The sequence below is a fragment of the Dyadobacter psychrophilus genome (assembly GCF_900167945.1).
Lineage (GTDB): Bacteria > Bacteroidota > Bacteroidia > Cytophagales > Spirosomataceae > Dyadobacter > Dyadobacter psychrophilus.
On sequence record NZ_FUZA01000004.1, the window covers coordinates 119,113 to 134,530 of the forward strand.

General features: G+C 46.5%; 9 protein-coding genes. 4 read left to right on the plus strand and 5 right to left on the minus strand.

The genetic code is table 11. The annotated features are described in order from the left end of the window. Position 1: 1 nt before the first annotated feature. Together B5X68_RS16485 and B5X68_RS16490 are read right to left on the minus strand one after the other, a co-directional pair. Entirely contained in the window at positions 2 to 4,360 is a 4,359-nt protein-coding gene (locus tag B5X68_RS16485; protein ID WP_082215863.1) for an efflux RND transporter permease subunit, read from the minus strand. A gap of 11 nt (positions 4,361 to 4,371) precedes the next feature. Continuing rightward, positions 4,372 to 5,823: a TolC family protein gene (locus B5X68_RS16490; protein ID WP_141110321.1), complete on the minus strand. Its 1,452-nt coding sequence runs from the start codon at positions 5,821 to 5,823 to the stop codon at positions 4,372 to 4,374. A gap of 165 nt (positions 5,824 to 5,988) precedes the next feature. On the opposite strand from B5X68_RS16490, the gene B5X68_RS16495 reads away from it, so the two are divergent. Continuing rightward, positions 5,989 to 6,666 (plus strand): response regulator transcription factor, encoded by a 678-nt coding sequence (locus B5X68_RS16495; protein WP_082215864.1) that lies wholly within the window; start codon positions 5,989 to 5,991, stop codon positions 6,664 to 6,666. After that, a complete protein-coding gene (locus tag B5X68_RS16500; protein ID WP_170916667.1) occupies positions 6,663 to 7,922 on the plus strand; it encodes a sensor histidine kinase in 1,260 nt (419 codons plus the stop codon). Before B5X68_RS16495 ends, B5X68_RS16500 begins: the two co-directional genes overlap by 4 nt. A gap of 181 nt (positions 7,923 to 8,103) precedes the next feature. Here the strand turns inward: B5X68_RS16500 and B5X68_RS16505 are convergent, their stop codons facing one another. Then, positions 8,104 to 9,561 (minus strand): thioredoxin domain-containing protein, encoded by a 1,458-nt coding sequence (locus B5X68_RS16505; RefSeq protein ID WP_082215865.1) that lies wholly within the window; start codon positions 9,559 to 9,561, stop codon positions 8,104 to 8,106. A gap of 122 nt (positions 9,562 to 9,683) precedes the next feature. Between B5X68_RS16505 and B5X68_RS16510 the strand changes: the two genes are divergently transcribed. Beyond that, a complete protein-coding gene (locus B5X68_RS16510) occupies positions 9,684 to 12,665 on the plus strand; it encodes an FAD-binding and (Fe-S)-binding domain-containing protein (RefSeq protein WP_082215866.1) in 2,982 nt (993 codons plus the stop codon). A 5-nt stretch (positions 12,666 to 12,670) separates the two neighbouring features. Here B5X68_RS16510 and B5X68_RS16515 read toward each other — a convergent pair whose 3' ends face one another. After that, positions 12,671 to 12,919: a YrdB family protein gene (locus tag B5X68_RS16515; RefSeq protein ID WP_082215867.1), complete on the minus strand. Its 249-nt coding sequence runs from the start codon at positions 12,917 to 12,919 to the stop codon at positions 12,671 to 12,673. A gap of 211 nt (positions 12,920 to 13,130) precedes the next feature. Here B5X68_RS16515 and B5X68_RS16520 point away from each other — a divergent pair, with 211 nt between their 5' ends. Continuing rightward, entirely contained in the window at positions 13,131 to 13,871 is a 741-nt protein-coding gene (locus B5X68_RS16520) for a hypothetical protein (RefSeq protein WP_082215868.1), read from the plus strand. Positions 13,872 to 13,955: 84 nt separating this feature from the next. Here B5X68_RS16520 and B5X68_RS16525 read toward each other — a convergent pair whose 3' ends face one another. Then, positions 13,956 to 15,416 carry a SusD/RagB family nutrient-binding outer membrane lipoprotein gene (locus tag B5X68_RS16525; RefSeq protein ID WP_082215869.1) on the minus strand — a complete coding sequence of 487 codons (1,461 nt, stop codon included), beginning with the start codon at positions 15,414 to 15,416 and terminating at the stop codon, positions 13,956 to 13,958. Positions 15,417 to 15,418 lie beyond the last annotated feature (2 nt).

Sequence of the window (15,418 nt, forward strand, 5' to 3'; positions counted from 1 at the left end):
ATTATAGATTCTCCCCGTTCCTAAATTCTTCCGAAGCTTTTTTTACAATCGGGTCACCGGCGTGCAGATCTCCGAAGACTTCTACCAGTGTGTCCACCACGGTGCCTCTTTTTACGGGTACCCATTCTGCTTTTTTGTCTTTTCCGCGGATCACAAAAACTTGCTCACTGGAATAGACTACGGCGGAAGTTGGCACGAATAATGTGTTTGCGGTGCGGGCAGTGTTCAAATTTACCTGCGCATACATACCCGCTTTGAGCTCATTTGAACGGTTATCAACGTCGAATTCAGTCACCATAGAACGGTTTTCTTCCGTTAATGTCCTCGAACTTCTCGCATAGACGCCTTTATATCGCTTTTCAGGACTAGCTGAAACGGTGAAACTGATCTCGCCTTTTGTGGGAATTGCATTGGATAAATTCTCGGGAATGGCCAAGGTTAACCTCAATTTTGTATTGTCTTCCAAAACAAATAAAGGCTTTGCACCGCTCTCGCCGGGGCCTACTAATGCGCCTGGACTGATGTTTCGCTCAGTTATTATACCGTCAAATGGTGCTGCAACAGTCAGGTAATTCGCTAGTTGTAATTTTGTTTCCATATAGGAGCGGGCAGCCTGCACATTTCCCTGGGCCATTGCCACAGCCGAACTGTCTGTAATCGACCTCCCTTTTGCCAAATCCAGTTCATTGAGCGACACGGCGCCTTCGGTCCGGTTGGTTTGTAACAGCCGGTTATAGGTAAGTGAACTGGTCCGGAAACGGGTCGTGCTTTCATGTAATGCTGCTTCCGATGCAATCAGCTGTGCTTTTGCCTGACTTAATTCTGATAAAACCTCCGGCGCCTCGAGCGTTGCAAGTATTTGTCCTTTTCGCACCATTGTTCCACGATCCACATTTACACTTTTTACGAATCCTTTCACCTTCGAGTGAATGCTAACCTTATTCCATGGCTTCAATTCGCCGGGTAATGCGAGCTGTTTGGCTGGTTTCAGACTCTGTACGACAGCCATTTCGGTCGCAGGCGCGTTCTCCTCTTTTTGCCCTTTATGTTCAGTGGTTTCAGCCTCAGAATTGCAGGACAGCATGCCAAATGAAACTGTTCCAATGATAATTAACGATTTCAGGGTGTTCATGGAAATGGAAGTTTGAAGTTTATTTCGGAAAAAATTGCTTTCCGGATCTTCCGGATCGAGCGATAATGAATGTATGGAGGCTTTTTTCTGAACCATTGTGAATACGGCGGGAAGAATAAGCAGTGAGGCCAATGTAGAGGCGATAAGCCCACCGATTACGGCTTGTCCCAGCGGTGCAATCTGGTCACCGCCCTCACCTAAGCCGGATGCCATCGGGATCATCCCGGCGATCATTGCAATACTGGTCATTAAAATAGGCCGTATCCTGCTTCCGGCAGCCAAAATCACGGCCTTATACGAGTCGTTGAGCTGTAACCGCAGGTTTTCTGCATTGGTAACCATCAAAATCGCATTGGCCACGGAAACTCCGACAGACATAATCAAACCCATGTAAGATTGCAGGTTCAAAGTGGCGCCGGTTAAAAGTAGTAATCCGATTGAGCCGACAACAACCGCTGGGATTGTCGAAAGCACCACAAGTGATAATTTGAATGATTGATAAGTCGCAGATAGCAGCAAGAACATGATGACAATGGCGATAACCAAGCCAATTTGCAAACTGCTTAATGTTTCTGTCAGCAAGTCAGACTGGCCTTTAAGTTCCACCAAAACACCGCGTGGAGGCTCTCCGGCTTTTTTGATGGCTGTTTCAACGGCTTTCGTAGCGGCACCAAGATCTTTTTTATGAATATTGGCCGTCACGGTCACCAGGCGGTTCGGTCCGGCTCGGTCGTATTCACCCGGCGCTGTTTTTTCTGAAAATGTGGCCACATCGGCCAGTAACGGGTTGCTAACGCCGGTTTTCAGTGGGATTGTCCCAATGTCTTCCACAGAAGTCATTTGATACTCAGGAATCTGAACCTGAACCTGATAGGCCAACCCTTTCGCATCGTCCAGCCATAGATTTTTATCCGTAAAACGGCTCGATGATGTTGCGGCAACCATTGATCTGGCAACCTGGGTCGAGGTTATGCCAAGCTGACCGGCGCGTTCGCGGTTAATCTCAACATTCAGCACCGGATATTCCAATGGCTGCGCGATTTGAACGTCCCGCAGAAAAGCAATGCGCTGCATTTCTTTTTGAATTCTTTTAGCGAATCGTCCGGCCTCTTCAACGTCCTTAGCGGCAACACTCACTTCAATGGGCGTGGATGCGCCCTGGCTCATGATCTTGTCTACGAGTTCAATGGGTTCGAATGAAATTTTCAATGCAGGAATTTCCTTACCGATGCGTTCGCGCAGTTTTTCTTTTAATGCATCCATTTTCACGGGAAAATCTTCATGCAGGGAAACCTGCAATACAGCTTCGTGCGGCCCGCTGTTGAACACGAAAATGTTGGAAGTTCCATAACTGGAAGGCACTGTTCCAACATATGCCGACGAAATCTCAACATGTTCCTGACCCACTTCCGACTTGATCAAATCGAGCACTTTTAATGTTGCCTGCTCGGTGCGCTCCACCCGTGTTCCGTCCGCAATGCGCAGGCGCATCTGGAATTGGTGGCTATTGGCCTTTGGTAAAATATCAGTTCCTATCAAGAAGAATCCGCCGAAGATCAATGCAACAGCTCCAACCAGATAAACCGGAACCACCATCTTTCCTTTTCGCATTATGCCTCCCAGGAAATCGATGTATTTCAGTTTGAATTTTTCAAAACCCTTTACCGGCAATGATGGATGCGCACCTTCTTCAATGACATTATCAATTTCCCGCTTGTCGAGTGCCAGGGTCGGCGCTTCATGTTTTGGATGATCTTTCAGCAGCCAGTTGGCCAAAACGGGGACCAATGTCTGCGATAACAAAAACGAAGCAATCATTGCAAAACCAACTGCCAGCGACAGAGGCAAAAACATAGATCTCGGAATGCCGCTCATCACGAACGAAGGCGCAAAAACCGCCAGAATGGCCAGCAGGATCAGAAATTCAGGGAAGGCAATCTCCTTACAAGCATCCCAAATCGCCTGTTCCTTTGGTTTTCCCATTTCCTGATGTTGGTGAATGTTCTCAATCGTAACCGTTGCCTGATCCACCAAAACACCAATTGCCAGTGCCAAACCGCTTAATGTCATGATGTTGATGGTTTGACCAAACAAATTCATCAGAATCACAGCAGAGAGAATTGAAATTGGAATAGTGACAATTACAATGATCACACTACGCCAGTCACGCAAAAACAAAAGCACCATTAATCCGGTTAGTAATGCGCCCAGAATCCCTTCTGTAATCAAGCTTTTGAGCGAATTGGTCACGTAAACTGATTGGTCAAATTCATAGGAGATCTTCACATCCTCCGGAACAGCATTCCTTAACTGCGGCAGCGCAGCGCGAATGTTATTCACCACATCCAGCGTAGAAGCATCCGACTTTTTAACCACAGGAATGTAAACGGCACGGCGGCCATTGATCAATGCATAACTTACCGTTACGTCGGCGCCATCTTCCACCGTGCCCACATCACGAATGAACACAGTAGGGCCTGCGCCAACGCGGATCGGAATGTTGAGGAAATCTTCGGGTTTATTAATCAGTGAGTTGACGGGCGTCATCAATGTCCGGTCGCCCATGCGGATGTTACCGGCGGGGGACGGCTGGTTGTTGGTGATAATGGATTTGATAATTTCTTCCGGCGTCAAATGGTAACTTCTAACGCGCTCAGGATCAACACGGATGACGATGGTGCGCTGGTTACCACCGAATGGCGGCGGACTGGAAACGCCTTCAATACGGCTAAACATCGGCCGCACGCGGGAAGAGGCAAAATCCTGGATCTCGTTCAATGAGCGGGACGAACTTTCGAAAACCATCTGACCGATCGGAACGGAACTTGCATCAAAGCGAACGACTTGCGGGGGAACAGTCCCTTCGGGCATGTAGGCTTTTGCCCGCGAAACATTGTTCGCGACCTCCGCGGCAGCCTGTGCCATATCGGTTCCGGGATAAAACGAAAGCTTGATCAGCGAAAGGCCCTGAATGGTTTTCACATCCACATCCCGGATTCCCGAAACATATAAAAAGTGATCCTGATAACGTGTCGCAATGAAACCGTCCATCTGATCGGGCGCCATACCACCATAAGGTTGCACTACATAAATGGTGGGTAAATCCAGGTTTGGAAAAATGTCGACAGGAATGCTGCGAATGGAGAGAATGGAAAAGAAAAGAATTCCAATCACTACTACCACGATGGAAATAGGCTGTCGCAGCGCGGTTCTAATGAGTTGATACATAATGAATTGATTTACTTAACAACTTGATTAAGGAATATGGACAGATCTCCGGCGGCTGCCGCCTGCATGAGCAATGCGCGCCAGACATTGCCGTTAGTAACAAATTTGTCCACCTCGGCGCGGTTCAATGCATTGACGCTTTGGGCCAGTGTGAAAAGGTCTGTTAAGCCGCTTTGATAGCGGGCTTGCGCCTGATTAAAAGCACGTTGCGCAGCATTTAACTGCACCGGAGTAAGTCGTGCCTGCTCCATGGAAAGTTGAAATTGCATATCTGCCTCGCGGGATTGACGATCCAGTTGCAGTTTTTGGGTTTGATAAAGTTCTTTAAAACGCTCAACCTGAAACTGTTCGGTTTTGTAATCGTTCCTTACGCGGAGAATGTTAGTCAGGTTCCAGCGTGTGGAAACACCGAATAAATAATTGAAAACCTGATAATCAACCCCGCTGGAAAAGCTGGTATGAAACGAATCATCTTTGTTGGAAACGCCCGAACCGCGCGCCCAGCCAGAGCCCAGAATAGAAACTGATGGAAGATATGATTTACGGACAGCGGCACTTCTGGCATAGGAAGCGTCTATTTGTGATTGGGAAAAGCGCAAAGCAGGGTTTTTCAAAAACGAGTATGTTGAAGAAGTCCCGACAGGCAATTGGGAGTAGAATTGCATTGTATCCACCTGCATGCTGTCGCGCAACTGGCCGGTGAGTTCTGCCAGGCGTAATGCCTGCGCTTTGGTGGAACGCTGACTTTCAAGCACCAGTAATTTTGCCTTGGCATATTCGGCACTGGCCAGCGAGCTGTCCACGCCCGGCCGCATTCCTGAACCGACCGCGGCGTCTGTTACGCGCTTGAAAACCAATGCCCTTTCCAGGTTCTGCTGCTGCGCCCCGACTAGTTTTTGATTGATCAGCAGCACCAGATAAGCGTCCACGATCCGAACCTGGTGTTGAAACAATTCATTTTCAAAATCGGCCTGACTGCGGATAAGGTCAGCTTTCGCCGTTTTGACATTGGCCTTCACCTTCCCAAAATTGAAGACCCGCCAATCCACTAAAGCGCTCGTAAAACTTCCGAAAGTGCCTGTATAAATGTTCTCGGGCCGAATGCCGCCGGAAGGGGAGATCACACTTCCTTCATTGCCCCAGAAAGAACCGGCTACGCTGTTATTTGTAGAAAATGTATATTGATCCTGCACAACGAGTGTTGGCAAATAATCGGTTTTTACAGATTTAACCCTGCTTTCCGCGCCGCGGATTTCGGCTTGTTTGGATTTTAGGAAGGGATAATTTTGGGTGCCTTCCTGTAAAATTTCCTGCAAATTCACCTGTTGCGCGAACAATCCGCACATTGGGACCATTATAAAGAATGCAAACAGCAATGCGTGTTTTTTCAAAAAGATGAATGGCCCTTTGTCGGGTGCTTCCAGCAACCTGGCAGAAAGCAATCTTGAAATAGGAATGAACATGGAATGACTAGTTAATCCAACAATATTTTGGGACGAAACTAGGAGTCAATTCTGGAAACATTTGGGAAAAACCTGCCAATTCAAGCCATTGTAACACAAAATATTATCCTCCTAAATTTTTCCAGATTCCCACTTTACATTTGTCCGTTATCTTGCAGTTGACCGATGAAAATATTAGTAGTAGAAGATGAGAAGGGCCTGGCGGAAAGTATCGTGGCATATCTGTCACGCGAAGGATTTATTTGTGAAGTTGCCAACACATTCTGGCAGGCGGATGAGAAAATCAGTTTGTATCAATACGACTGCACCATCGTTGACCTGACATTGCCGGATGGGGACGGTTTCAACATTGTGCAGACTTTAAAGAAGATTGCCGCGGCAACAGGGATTATTATTATTTCTGCCCGTAATACCCTGGAAGACAAGATTAAAGGGCTGGAAATCGGCTCGGACGATTATATGACCAAACCCTTTCACCTTTCGGAGTTGAACGCGCGGGTGAAGTCGCTGATCAGGAGGCGGAATTTTGGCGGGAATAATGATATGATCTGGAAGGAGATCCGGGTTCAGTTGCAATCGAGAAAGGTTTTTGTGGCTGAAAAAGAGGCGGTTTTGTCGCGGAAAGAATATGATCTGCTGCTTTACTTTCTGGCCAATACAGATGTTGCGCTGACCAAGGAATCCATTGCGGAACATCTCTGGGGCGATCATATGGATTCGTCCGATTCGCTGGATATGGTTTATTCACACATTAAAAACCTTAGGAAAAAGATTATAGAAAAAGGAGGGAAAGACTACATTCAGTCTATTTACGGCATAGGTTACAAATTCACAGCGCCTTGAAATTACTCGAAAAAACCAGCCGCATTTATCTCCTGGCGTCGCTTGTTATTTACCTGGCGGTCGGCATTGCATTCTATTGGATCATTAAATACATGATTTACGATGAAGTGGAAAGCAGGCTGAAAGTTGAGAGGCGGGATTTCGAGGCCTATGTCAAAACACACGACACGTGGTCTGATAACTCCTATTTTGTGGAGAATAAAATCGAAGTTATCCCCGTTTCGGGCCGGATCAGGAATGAGGTGATTTTCAAGGACACGCTGATATTGAACCGCTATGAGGAAAATCTGGACCCGTTCAGGCAACTTACTTTTTACACATTCATCGGCGGCTCGCCTTACCGCGTCGCGATCCGAAAATCCATGATCCAGTCCTATAAACTCATTGAGGCGATTTCAGCCACAATGATCACGTTTCTAGGCTTATTAATGTTCGGAATGTTCTTTTTTTACCGGCGGTTGTCGGGCAAATTATGGCAGCCGTTTTACGATTCGCTGGCCAGTATTAAGGATTTCGACTGGACCAAAAGTCAAAAGTTGGAAATGGCTAAAAGTGAAATTACGGAGTTCAATGAGCTGGAAGATGTAATGGTAAAAATGGCCTCCAAAATGCAGCACGATTATAAAAGTCTTAAAGAATTCACCGAAAACGCATCCCACGAAATGCAGACTCCGCTCGCATTGATCAATGCGCGGGTTGAACAATTTATTCAAATGGGCGATTTGGGTAAAGAGCACACCTACTGGATAGAGGAAATTTATCATGCCTCGCGCAGGATTTCACGACTGAATCAGGGATTATTGTTATTAGCTAAAATTGAAAATCAGCAGTTTACAGAACAGGAAAATACGAATCTTGCTGAACTGATAAAAGCAAAACTGAAAGACTTTGAAGACATTATTTCACACAAACAGCTCAGTGTCAGCATTGATGTGGCAGGTGATTTTATCGTGCTCATGTCGCCTGCACTGGCAGAAATAATGATCGTTAACCTGCTCAACAACGCCATTCGCCACAATTACGTTAACGGAGCATTGGAAATCAGCTGTGGCGAACATTATTTGCAGGTCAGCAACACGGGCAATGCCTTAAAAACAGATCCTGAAAGTTTATTCGACCGGTTCAAGAAAGAATCCACAGGCAGCGAGTCGCTAGGATTGGGTTTGGCAATTGTGAAGCAAATTTGTGACAATTACAGTTTGACCATTGATTACAAAAATCAGGAATTAACCCACACGATCTGTATACGTTGTTAAACCAAATTCCGGAGGGATATAATATTGGTAGCAAAAATGATTGTTTGCGCAAGACAAAATCCCGGAGGGATGAAACGGTGTACGTGTTGTTTCATCCCTCCGGGGTTTATCTAAATGTTGATGACATGTTGCTACCAAGATTGCATCGCTCCGCGATTATTCTTGATGGTGCATTTTTGATTTAACGAGCCGCTTTGTCCAATTCCGCGGCCAATGTTTTGTTATCAGGAAACTCCTGCGGAATCCAGCGGTTGACAATTTTTCCTGACGCATCCGTCACCAGAAACGGATAGCGAATGTCGATGGCGTATTTTTCTTTCAAAATTTCAATGTTCTCATCCGAGGCCCAAAGATGCTTGGCATTCGGCCTGTCCTTAGTATACTGCTTCCAGGTTCCGAATGGGATCCCAGGTGCAACCGAAACGTAAACAAACGTTGCTTTGTCACCTAATTTGTCTTCCAAAGCCTTCATTCCCGGCTCATGCTGGCCAATGCTGAATGAAAATACCATGCAAACCGGCTTGCCCGTTAGGGAAGAAACCGTTACGGCTGAGCTGTCTACATTCAATAATGTAACGTCAGCAAGCGCCGCGCCAGGCTGCAATGATTCTTTGGCTGTAATTAATTTCGAAATATATTCCGAATGCGGCGACTGAGGGAATGTGGCTTTATAATCTTCCAAAAGGGCTTTGCTTGTTTCAATACTTGGAATTGCCGTAGCGGCGTAATTAAGCCAGTAAGTGAGCAGATATTCCTTCTGTTTCGGATAGTTCGCCAGCTTCTCTTTGCTGAATGCATACACGTCTTTCAAAGCTTCCGGGCTGATCTCGTACCGCGATTCCGAAGCCAGTGGGAATTTACGTGTCGAAGGGATTAGTGCCCAATTGCGAAGCTCATCGCGATACGACTGGCTTAGCAATGCTTCATCCGACATGATCTTAAAATCAGCCAATGTAACTTCTTCAAGCTCTTTGCGCTGCGCGTCATCCAGCTTGGTGACGCGATTGCCGCGCATGATTTTTTCCTGGATCAAACGTCTCATTAACGAAGGCTCCGTTGCAGTCGTAGCCAAAACATAGGCCTCAAAACCCGGAACAACGGGATTGGCTGTCTTAAACTTTTCGAAGGCATCCAAACGCACTTTTTCTAAGCTATCACTCTGTTGTACAACGGCTTTATTGTCGATCTGCGATGGTTTGTAGCCAAATACGGGTAAATACTGGAATTGATTTTCTAGAAAATAATTTTTCAGAAAAGTCTGATAATTAGCGTTTTTGCCTGAAAAAGTCACATCTCCATTGTCTGCGAAAGCAATGGTCAGGTCGTCGCCGGGTTGTATAAATAGCATCCAGGTCTTATTAACCGTTCCGCCGCCGTATTGCAGCCGCATCATTCTTGGTTCGGGCAATTGGATTACGGTTTTTTCAGTGGTTTTATCTTTAAAATCAGTGGAAGCGACGGGTTCCAGTTTGACGTCTGCCAGGCCGATGCCCAGATTGGGGTGAAAGTGAACATCTTCCTGAACCAATGTTACGGTTACAGGGCCTTGTTTTGGGTTAGTGAGCGTTATAGTTGCAGTATTCTGGGCTTTTACCAATATGCTGGTAAACAATAGTATCAGTAGTGTGACTTTTTTCATTTTGTGTATAATAAGTTTTGAGGTCACTTTTCAAGTGTAAAAAGTGTGCCAATATACGTAAGATAGTGCGGCATTTGCCCAGCACTTCCTTTAACTTAGCTTCTTAATTCCCGATTTTCCGAATGAGCCGCGTTTCAATCCTACAATTCAATGACCTCCGTTCCCGATTTGAAGGGGAGCTTTATTTTGACAACTCAACCTTGCATGCGGCCCAAAAGTCCATCTACGCAACGGATGCTTCTGTTTACCAGGAAATGCCGCTGGCTGTAGCTTTGCCGCGAACGGTGCTAGATATTCGCAATCTGATTGAATTTGCAGTCAAAAATAAAGTAACGCTCATTCCCCGAGCGGCAGGCACGTCGCTGGCCGGGCAGGTGGTGGGAAGCGGGATTGTGATTGACATTTCAAAGCATTTTGGAAAAATAATCGAGGTTAATGCGGCTGAAAAGTGGGTGCGTGTTCAGCCGGGCGTGATACGCGATGACCTGAACAAACATCTGGCGCAATATGGCCTCCTTTTCGGGCCAGAAACTTCTACGGCAAGCCGCGCAATGATTGGCGGGATGATCGGAAATAATTCCTGCGGCTTGCACTCCATCACCTGGGGAGCCACGCGCGATCATTTGCTGGAAGTAAAAGCATTGCTGTCGGACGGTTTGGAAACGACATTTAATAAGCAATCTGTTTCTGACTTTACCAGCATTATCACAGGAAAGAAAGCAAATAGCAAGAGGGAACAAGCCATTCTGGCCGGCATGATAGGATTAATTTCCAATCCGGTGGATCAGGAATTGATCAAAAAGCAATTTGCCAAACCAACGGTAACCCGCAGAAACTCAGGTTATGCGCTGGATGCTTTGGTAAAAGGTTTTGAAAAAAATGAAATCAATCTCTGTAACCTGATTGCGGGCTCGGAGGGAACATTATGCTTTGTGACGGAGGCGAAACTGGCCTTGGTGGATGCACCGCCCGCTTCTGTGGGCGTGGTTTGCGTTCATGCGGACTCGCTCGCCGAATCGTTACATGCCAACCGCGTGGCCATGCAGTTTAATCCAAAAGCTTCTGAGCTTGTGGATCGCTATATCATGGATTTCACCAAAGATCACACCGTTTATTCGCAAAACCGGTTCTTCATGCAGGGCGATCCAGCCGCTTTATTATTGGTTGAATTTTGGGGAAATAACAATGCAGAGGTGGAAGAGCAAGCCACCCGACTGATCGCTGCACTTAAAGCCGAAAAACTGGGTTATGCCTACCCGCTTCTGTTTGGAGAGGATGCGAATAAGGCCTGGGATATCCGAAAGGCAGGTTTGGGACTGATCCGAAACCTGCCGGGTGATACGCAGCCGGTTAACCTGATCGAAGACTGCGCCGTGGCGGTGGAAGATCTGCCGGAATACATTGCGGAACTTGAAATTCTACTGAAAAATCACGGTCTGCACGCTTCATACTATGCGCACGCAGGCGCAGGTGAGTTGCACGTTGAGCCGATGATTAACCTCAAAACAGAAGCGGGTAAGCAGCTTTTCAGGCAGGTTCTGGCGGATACGGCCGCATTGGTAAAAAAATACAACGGCTCGCTTTCGGGAGAGCATGGGGACGGGCGGTTAAGGGGCGAATTTATCCCTTATATGATGGGAAGCGAAGTTTACGAAATGTTCCGGCAGGTGAAGAGGATCTGGGATCCGGAAGGGATTTTCAATGCCAATAAAATCGTGGATACGCCGCCCATGAACGAGTTTCTGCGCTACGAACAGGATAAGCCACAGCCCGAAATCAAGACAATTTTTGATTTTTCCAAACAGGAAGGAATGCTCCGCCTGGCTGAAAAGTGCAGTGGATCAGGAGATTGTCGCAAAACAGAACTGACCGGCGGCACCATGTGCCCGAGTTACATGGCAACGCGCCGGGAGCGTGATACAACTAGGGCGCGCGCCAACATTCTAAGGCAGTATTTGACACCAGCGAATAAGAAAGAACCAATCGGTGCGACACCAGTCGGTGCGACACCAATCGGTGCGACACAAGAAATGGTTAAGGAAGTGCTGGATCTTTGTCTTTCTTGCAAAGGCTGCAAATCTGAATGTCCTTCGAGCGTGGATGTGGGCAAGATGAAAGCAGAATTTACGCAGCAGTATTATGAGACCCACGGCATTCCCATGCGCAGCAAGCTGATCGCCAATTTTTCAAAGCAAATGAAACTGGCCTCCATCGCTCCCTGGGCATTCAATAGCGTATTCGGAACGCCGTCCCTCCGAAGAGTTGCGAACAAAATGGTGGGTTTTCACCCGGAGCGTTCTATGCCGCATTTGCATCCGCAAACACTGGAAAATTGGTGGAAAAAGAGGCCGAAGCCGAGACAGGACAATGTTAGGAAGGTTTATTTATTCTGTGATGAATTCACCAATTATAATGATGTAGAAGTTGGCAAAAAGGCCGTTGAATTGCTTGAAGCGATGGGTTATGAAGTGATTATTCCAAAACACGATGAATCCGGTCGCTCCTATTTGTCGAAAGGTTTTGTGAAAGAAGCGCAAAAACTGGCGATCAAAAATGTGGCTCAATTGAAAGATCTGATCACCTATGACACACCGCTAATTGGCATTGAGCCCTCTGCAATCCTCTCATTCAGAGATGAATATATTGACCTTGTTCCTGCGGAGCAGCGTGAAGATGCCGTTAAGGTCTCTGCTAATGCTTTACTTTTTGAGGAATTCATTGCGAGAGAAATCGACGCCAAACGAATAAATAAGAGTGCTTTTACACAAAAAAAGCAACTGATCAAGTTGCATGGGCATTGTCATCAAAAAGCATTATCGACATTATCGGCTTCCAAAAAAGCATTGTCGCTGCCAGAAAATTACCAGGTTCAGCTGATTCCCTCTGGTTGCTGCGGCATGGCAGGATCTTTTGGCTATGAGGAAGAACATTATGAGGTTTCTATGCAAATAGGCGAGCTGGTGCTTTTTCCAACTGTCCGCCAGCAGCCTGATGAAGTGTTGGTGGCCGCTGCCGGAACCAGTTGCCGTCACCAGATAAAAGACGGAACAGGACGTCGTTCACAACATCCTGCCGAAATTTTATGGGATGCACTTTTAAGATAGCCTCATTATTCTGTCTTGCGGACGTTCTCCATGATGGTGTCGGACGCAACGCTGTCGGCTGCTGCTGCTGATCCTGCTCCTTCCGCACCTTGCGATGAAGGCGTTTCAGCTTCTGTAAAATTTTCATTATGGTTGAAAAATCCACCCCAAAATGCGATTGCCATTAACACAATACCAACTCCCAAAATCCATTTCCATACATTTTTGGTGTTTTTCGTCGCTTTGGCTTCTTTATCAGTTTCTCGCCTGTCCATGTTTCATTGATTTAGTTTGAAATTTTAAGTACCAAAGTTGTACCAAAGCCTCCAATCGCCTTTTCAGGACATTTATATAACATTGTGTTGATAAAATTTCCCCAAACAAAGTCATTTGTAAAAAATGTAATAAAACAGGTATGTTTGATGTTAACTTAGTTGAAAAATAAAATACTCAGACAGGACCTTATTACGATATTCAGCCAGATTTATGAAAATTTCTCCCAATTGCTTCGCGTTCCTAATTGCACTTTTTTTATTATTCAGTATCGAAAGCAAAGCGCAGAACACACGCAGCTTTTTCTCTGTTACAGGCGGGTACAGCTTACCGGTTGGTGAACTTGCCCGTGAAAAACTCGACGATCCGTTTGCTGGTTTGACGGGTTCGGGATATTTCGGACAAGCCAACTACGACTTTCGCATCGCACGGTGGATCGGGCTTCGCGCTTCTGGAAGTATGAACATTAATAAAACGAATTCGCAACCTATATTGGACAAAGCGAATAGTTACGCACAGATCCTGAACGAGTCTTTTACATGGCAAAGTAACGTATCCAACTGGAAGCTGAATGCACTGATGATCGGCCCGGCTTTGTACATTAACATGAATAGGGTGCAACTTGAACTTCATGCACAAGCGGGGAAAGTCTGGGCAAACTCTCCGACGGTAGATCTTTTAGGGACTTCGGAAGCAGGTGGAGATCCCATTACTGTAAGTCTTAAGCCGGCCTCTACCACTGCATTTGGCCTTGCTGGCGGCGCGAGTTTGCGGTTACCTTTGTCAGGAGCCTTGTTTTTCCAGGTGAGTGCGGATGTAATCGGCGCCGAAGCGGAAATTAAAGATGTTACGATCCGTGCCATTCGGGGTTCACTTGATTTTTCTGAGCAGGTGAGCGAAAAACGGTTTATCGGCGTGGTTAATGTAGGGGCGGGATTTGGGTTCGCATTTTAATAAATACAGCATTACAAAAGAAAACGGGTCCGATGCCGCACGCATCTGACCCGTTTCTTTTTTTACCCCTCAATCAATCTGCGGTTATTTGGCGAACCAAAGTTTTAACTTCATATCATTCTTCCCACCCTGATTAGCCAGTGCTGCTGCGAAGTTTTCGTAGTTCAGCGATTCCTCAGAACCGGGATAAGGCATACGCGTAGGAATTACATTCTGATTTGTATTCAAAACCGGCGGTTGCAACGCTGGAATTCCGGTTCTGCGATATTCCGTCCACGCTTCCAGGCCTTGTCCGTAAAGCGCGATCCATTTTTGCTCCATAATCTGGGTGTAACCGGTCGTACCCGTTTTTAATGCATTGGCCGTGAGATATGCCGGCGCAACGGTCAGCTTGTATTGCGCGTGGGATGCCGTGATGGCGTCTGTGTAATTTTTGGCAACATCACCTGCCGCAGCTATGCCTTTGTAAGCAAATTCCGCTTTCAGGAACAACAGCTCAGCGTAACTCATGATCACACCCGGTGCAGTAGGAGCAATGAAATAAGCGCCAACACGTGAAGTATTTTCAAGACCCAGCTTACCTGCTTCGGAAGACGATAACCCGTTGGGAACGCCTACATAAGCGGGTTCCAATGTGGAAAGGTTTGCGTAAACTGGCAGACGTGCATCACCCAGTGCTTTTAATTTATTAACCAATGTTGCGCTAACCCGGTGATCATCACGTGTTTTGCGGTTTACATTCACGGGGTTCTGGTTGTTGGTAACGTCCAGGTAATTGAGTTGAACGTTTTCGGCAACAGAGCCAATCACGGGATATTTCACAGGATCACCCAGTATCCGGGCAATCTCTGCTTTTACATCAATCGGCGAGTCCGTTTTGTCGATCATTCGGCTCAAAATACGCAGACTCAATGTGTTAGCGAATTTTTTCCATTTGGTAAGATCGTTGGCAAAAAGGATATCACCGGTTATCGCAATGCTTTTATCCGTCGTATTGATAGCTTCGCCCGCTGTTTTCAGTTCTGCGATTAAGCCGGCATAAACATCTTTTTGCGCGTCATATTTAGGAAGTAATGTGCCTTCTAAGCCCTGCAAGGCATCTTTGTAGGGAATGTCACCATAAATGTCGGTAAGCAAAGAAAACACCCACGACCGCATAATGACTGCCACGGACTGGTAATTCACATTATTGGTTTCTTGTCCAATTTTGTAAATGCGCTGGTAATCAGCCAGGGATTCAATGTAAAGTCCCTGCCAGCCAGCAGTATACACATCGCTTGAAACTGTATATTGATCAATATCCGTATACTGGATCCGCGCCCAATGTTGCGAAAAACCGTCACCGACATCCATCCCCAGAGCACCGCCCCAGTAAATGTCCACAGCGCTCTGGATCCCGTGAGGCAAGAAAAGGTCTGCCGTTCCCGAAGCAGCACTGTTATTATTTGTGTTGATTTCTTCAAAATCGCCCGTGCAGCCTGCAAACCCCAGCAATGTTGCGGAAAGCAGCCCTTTAAAAATGAATGCGTTTATATTTTTTTTCATAT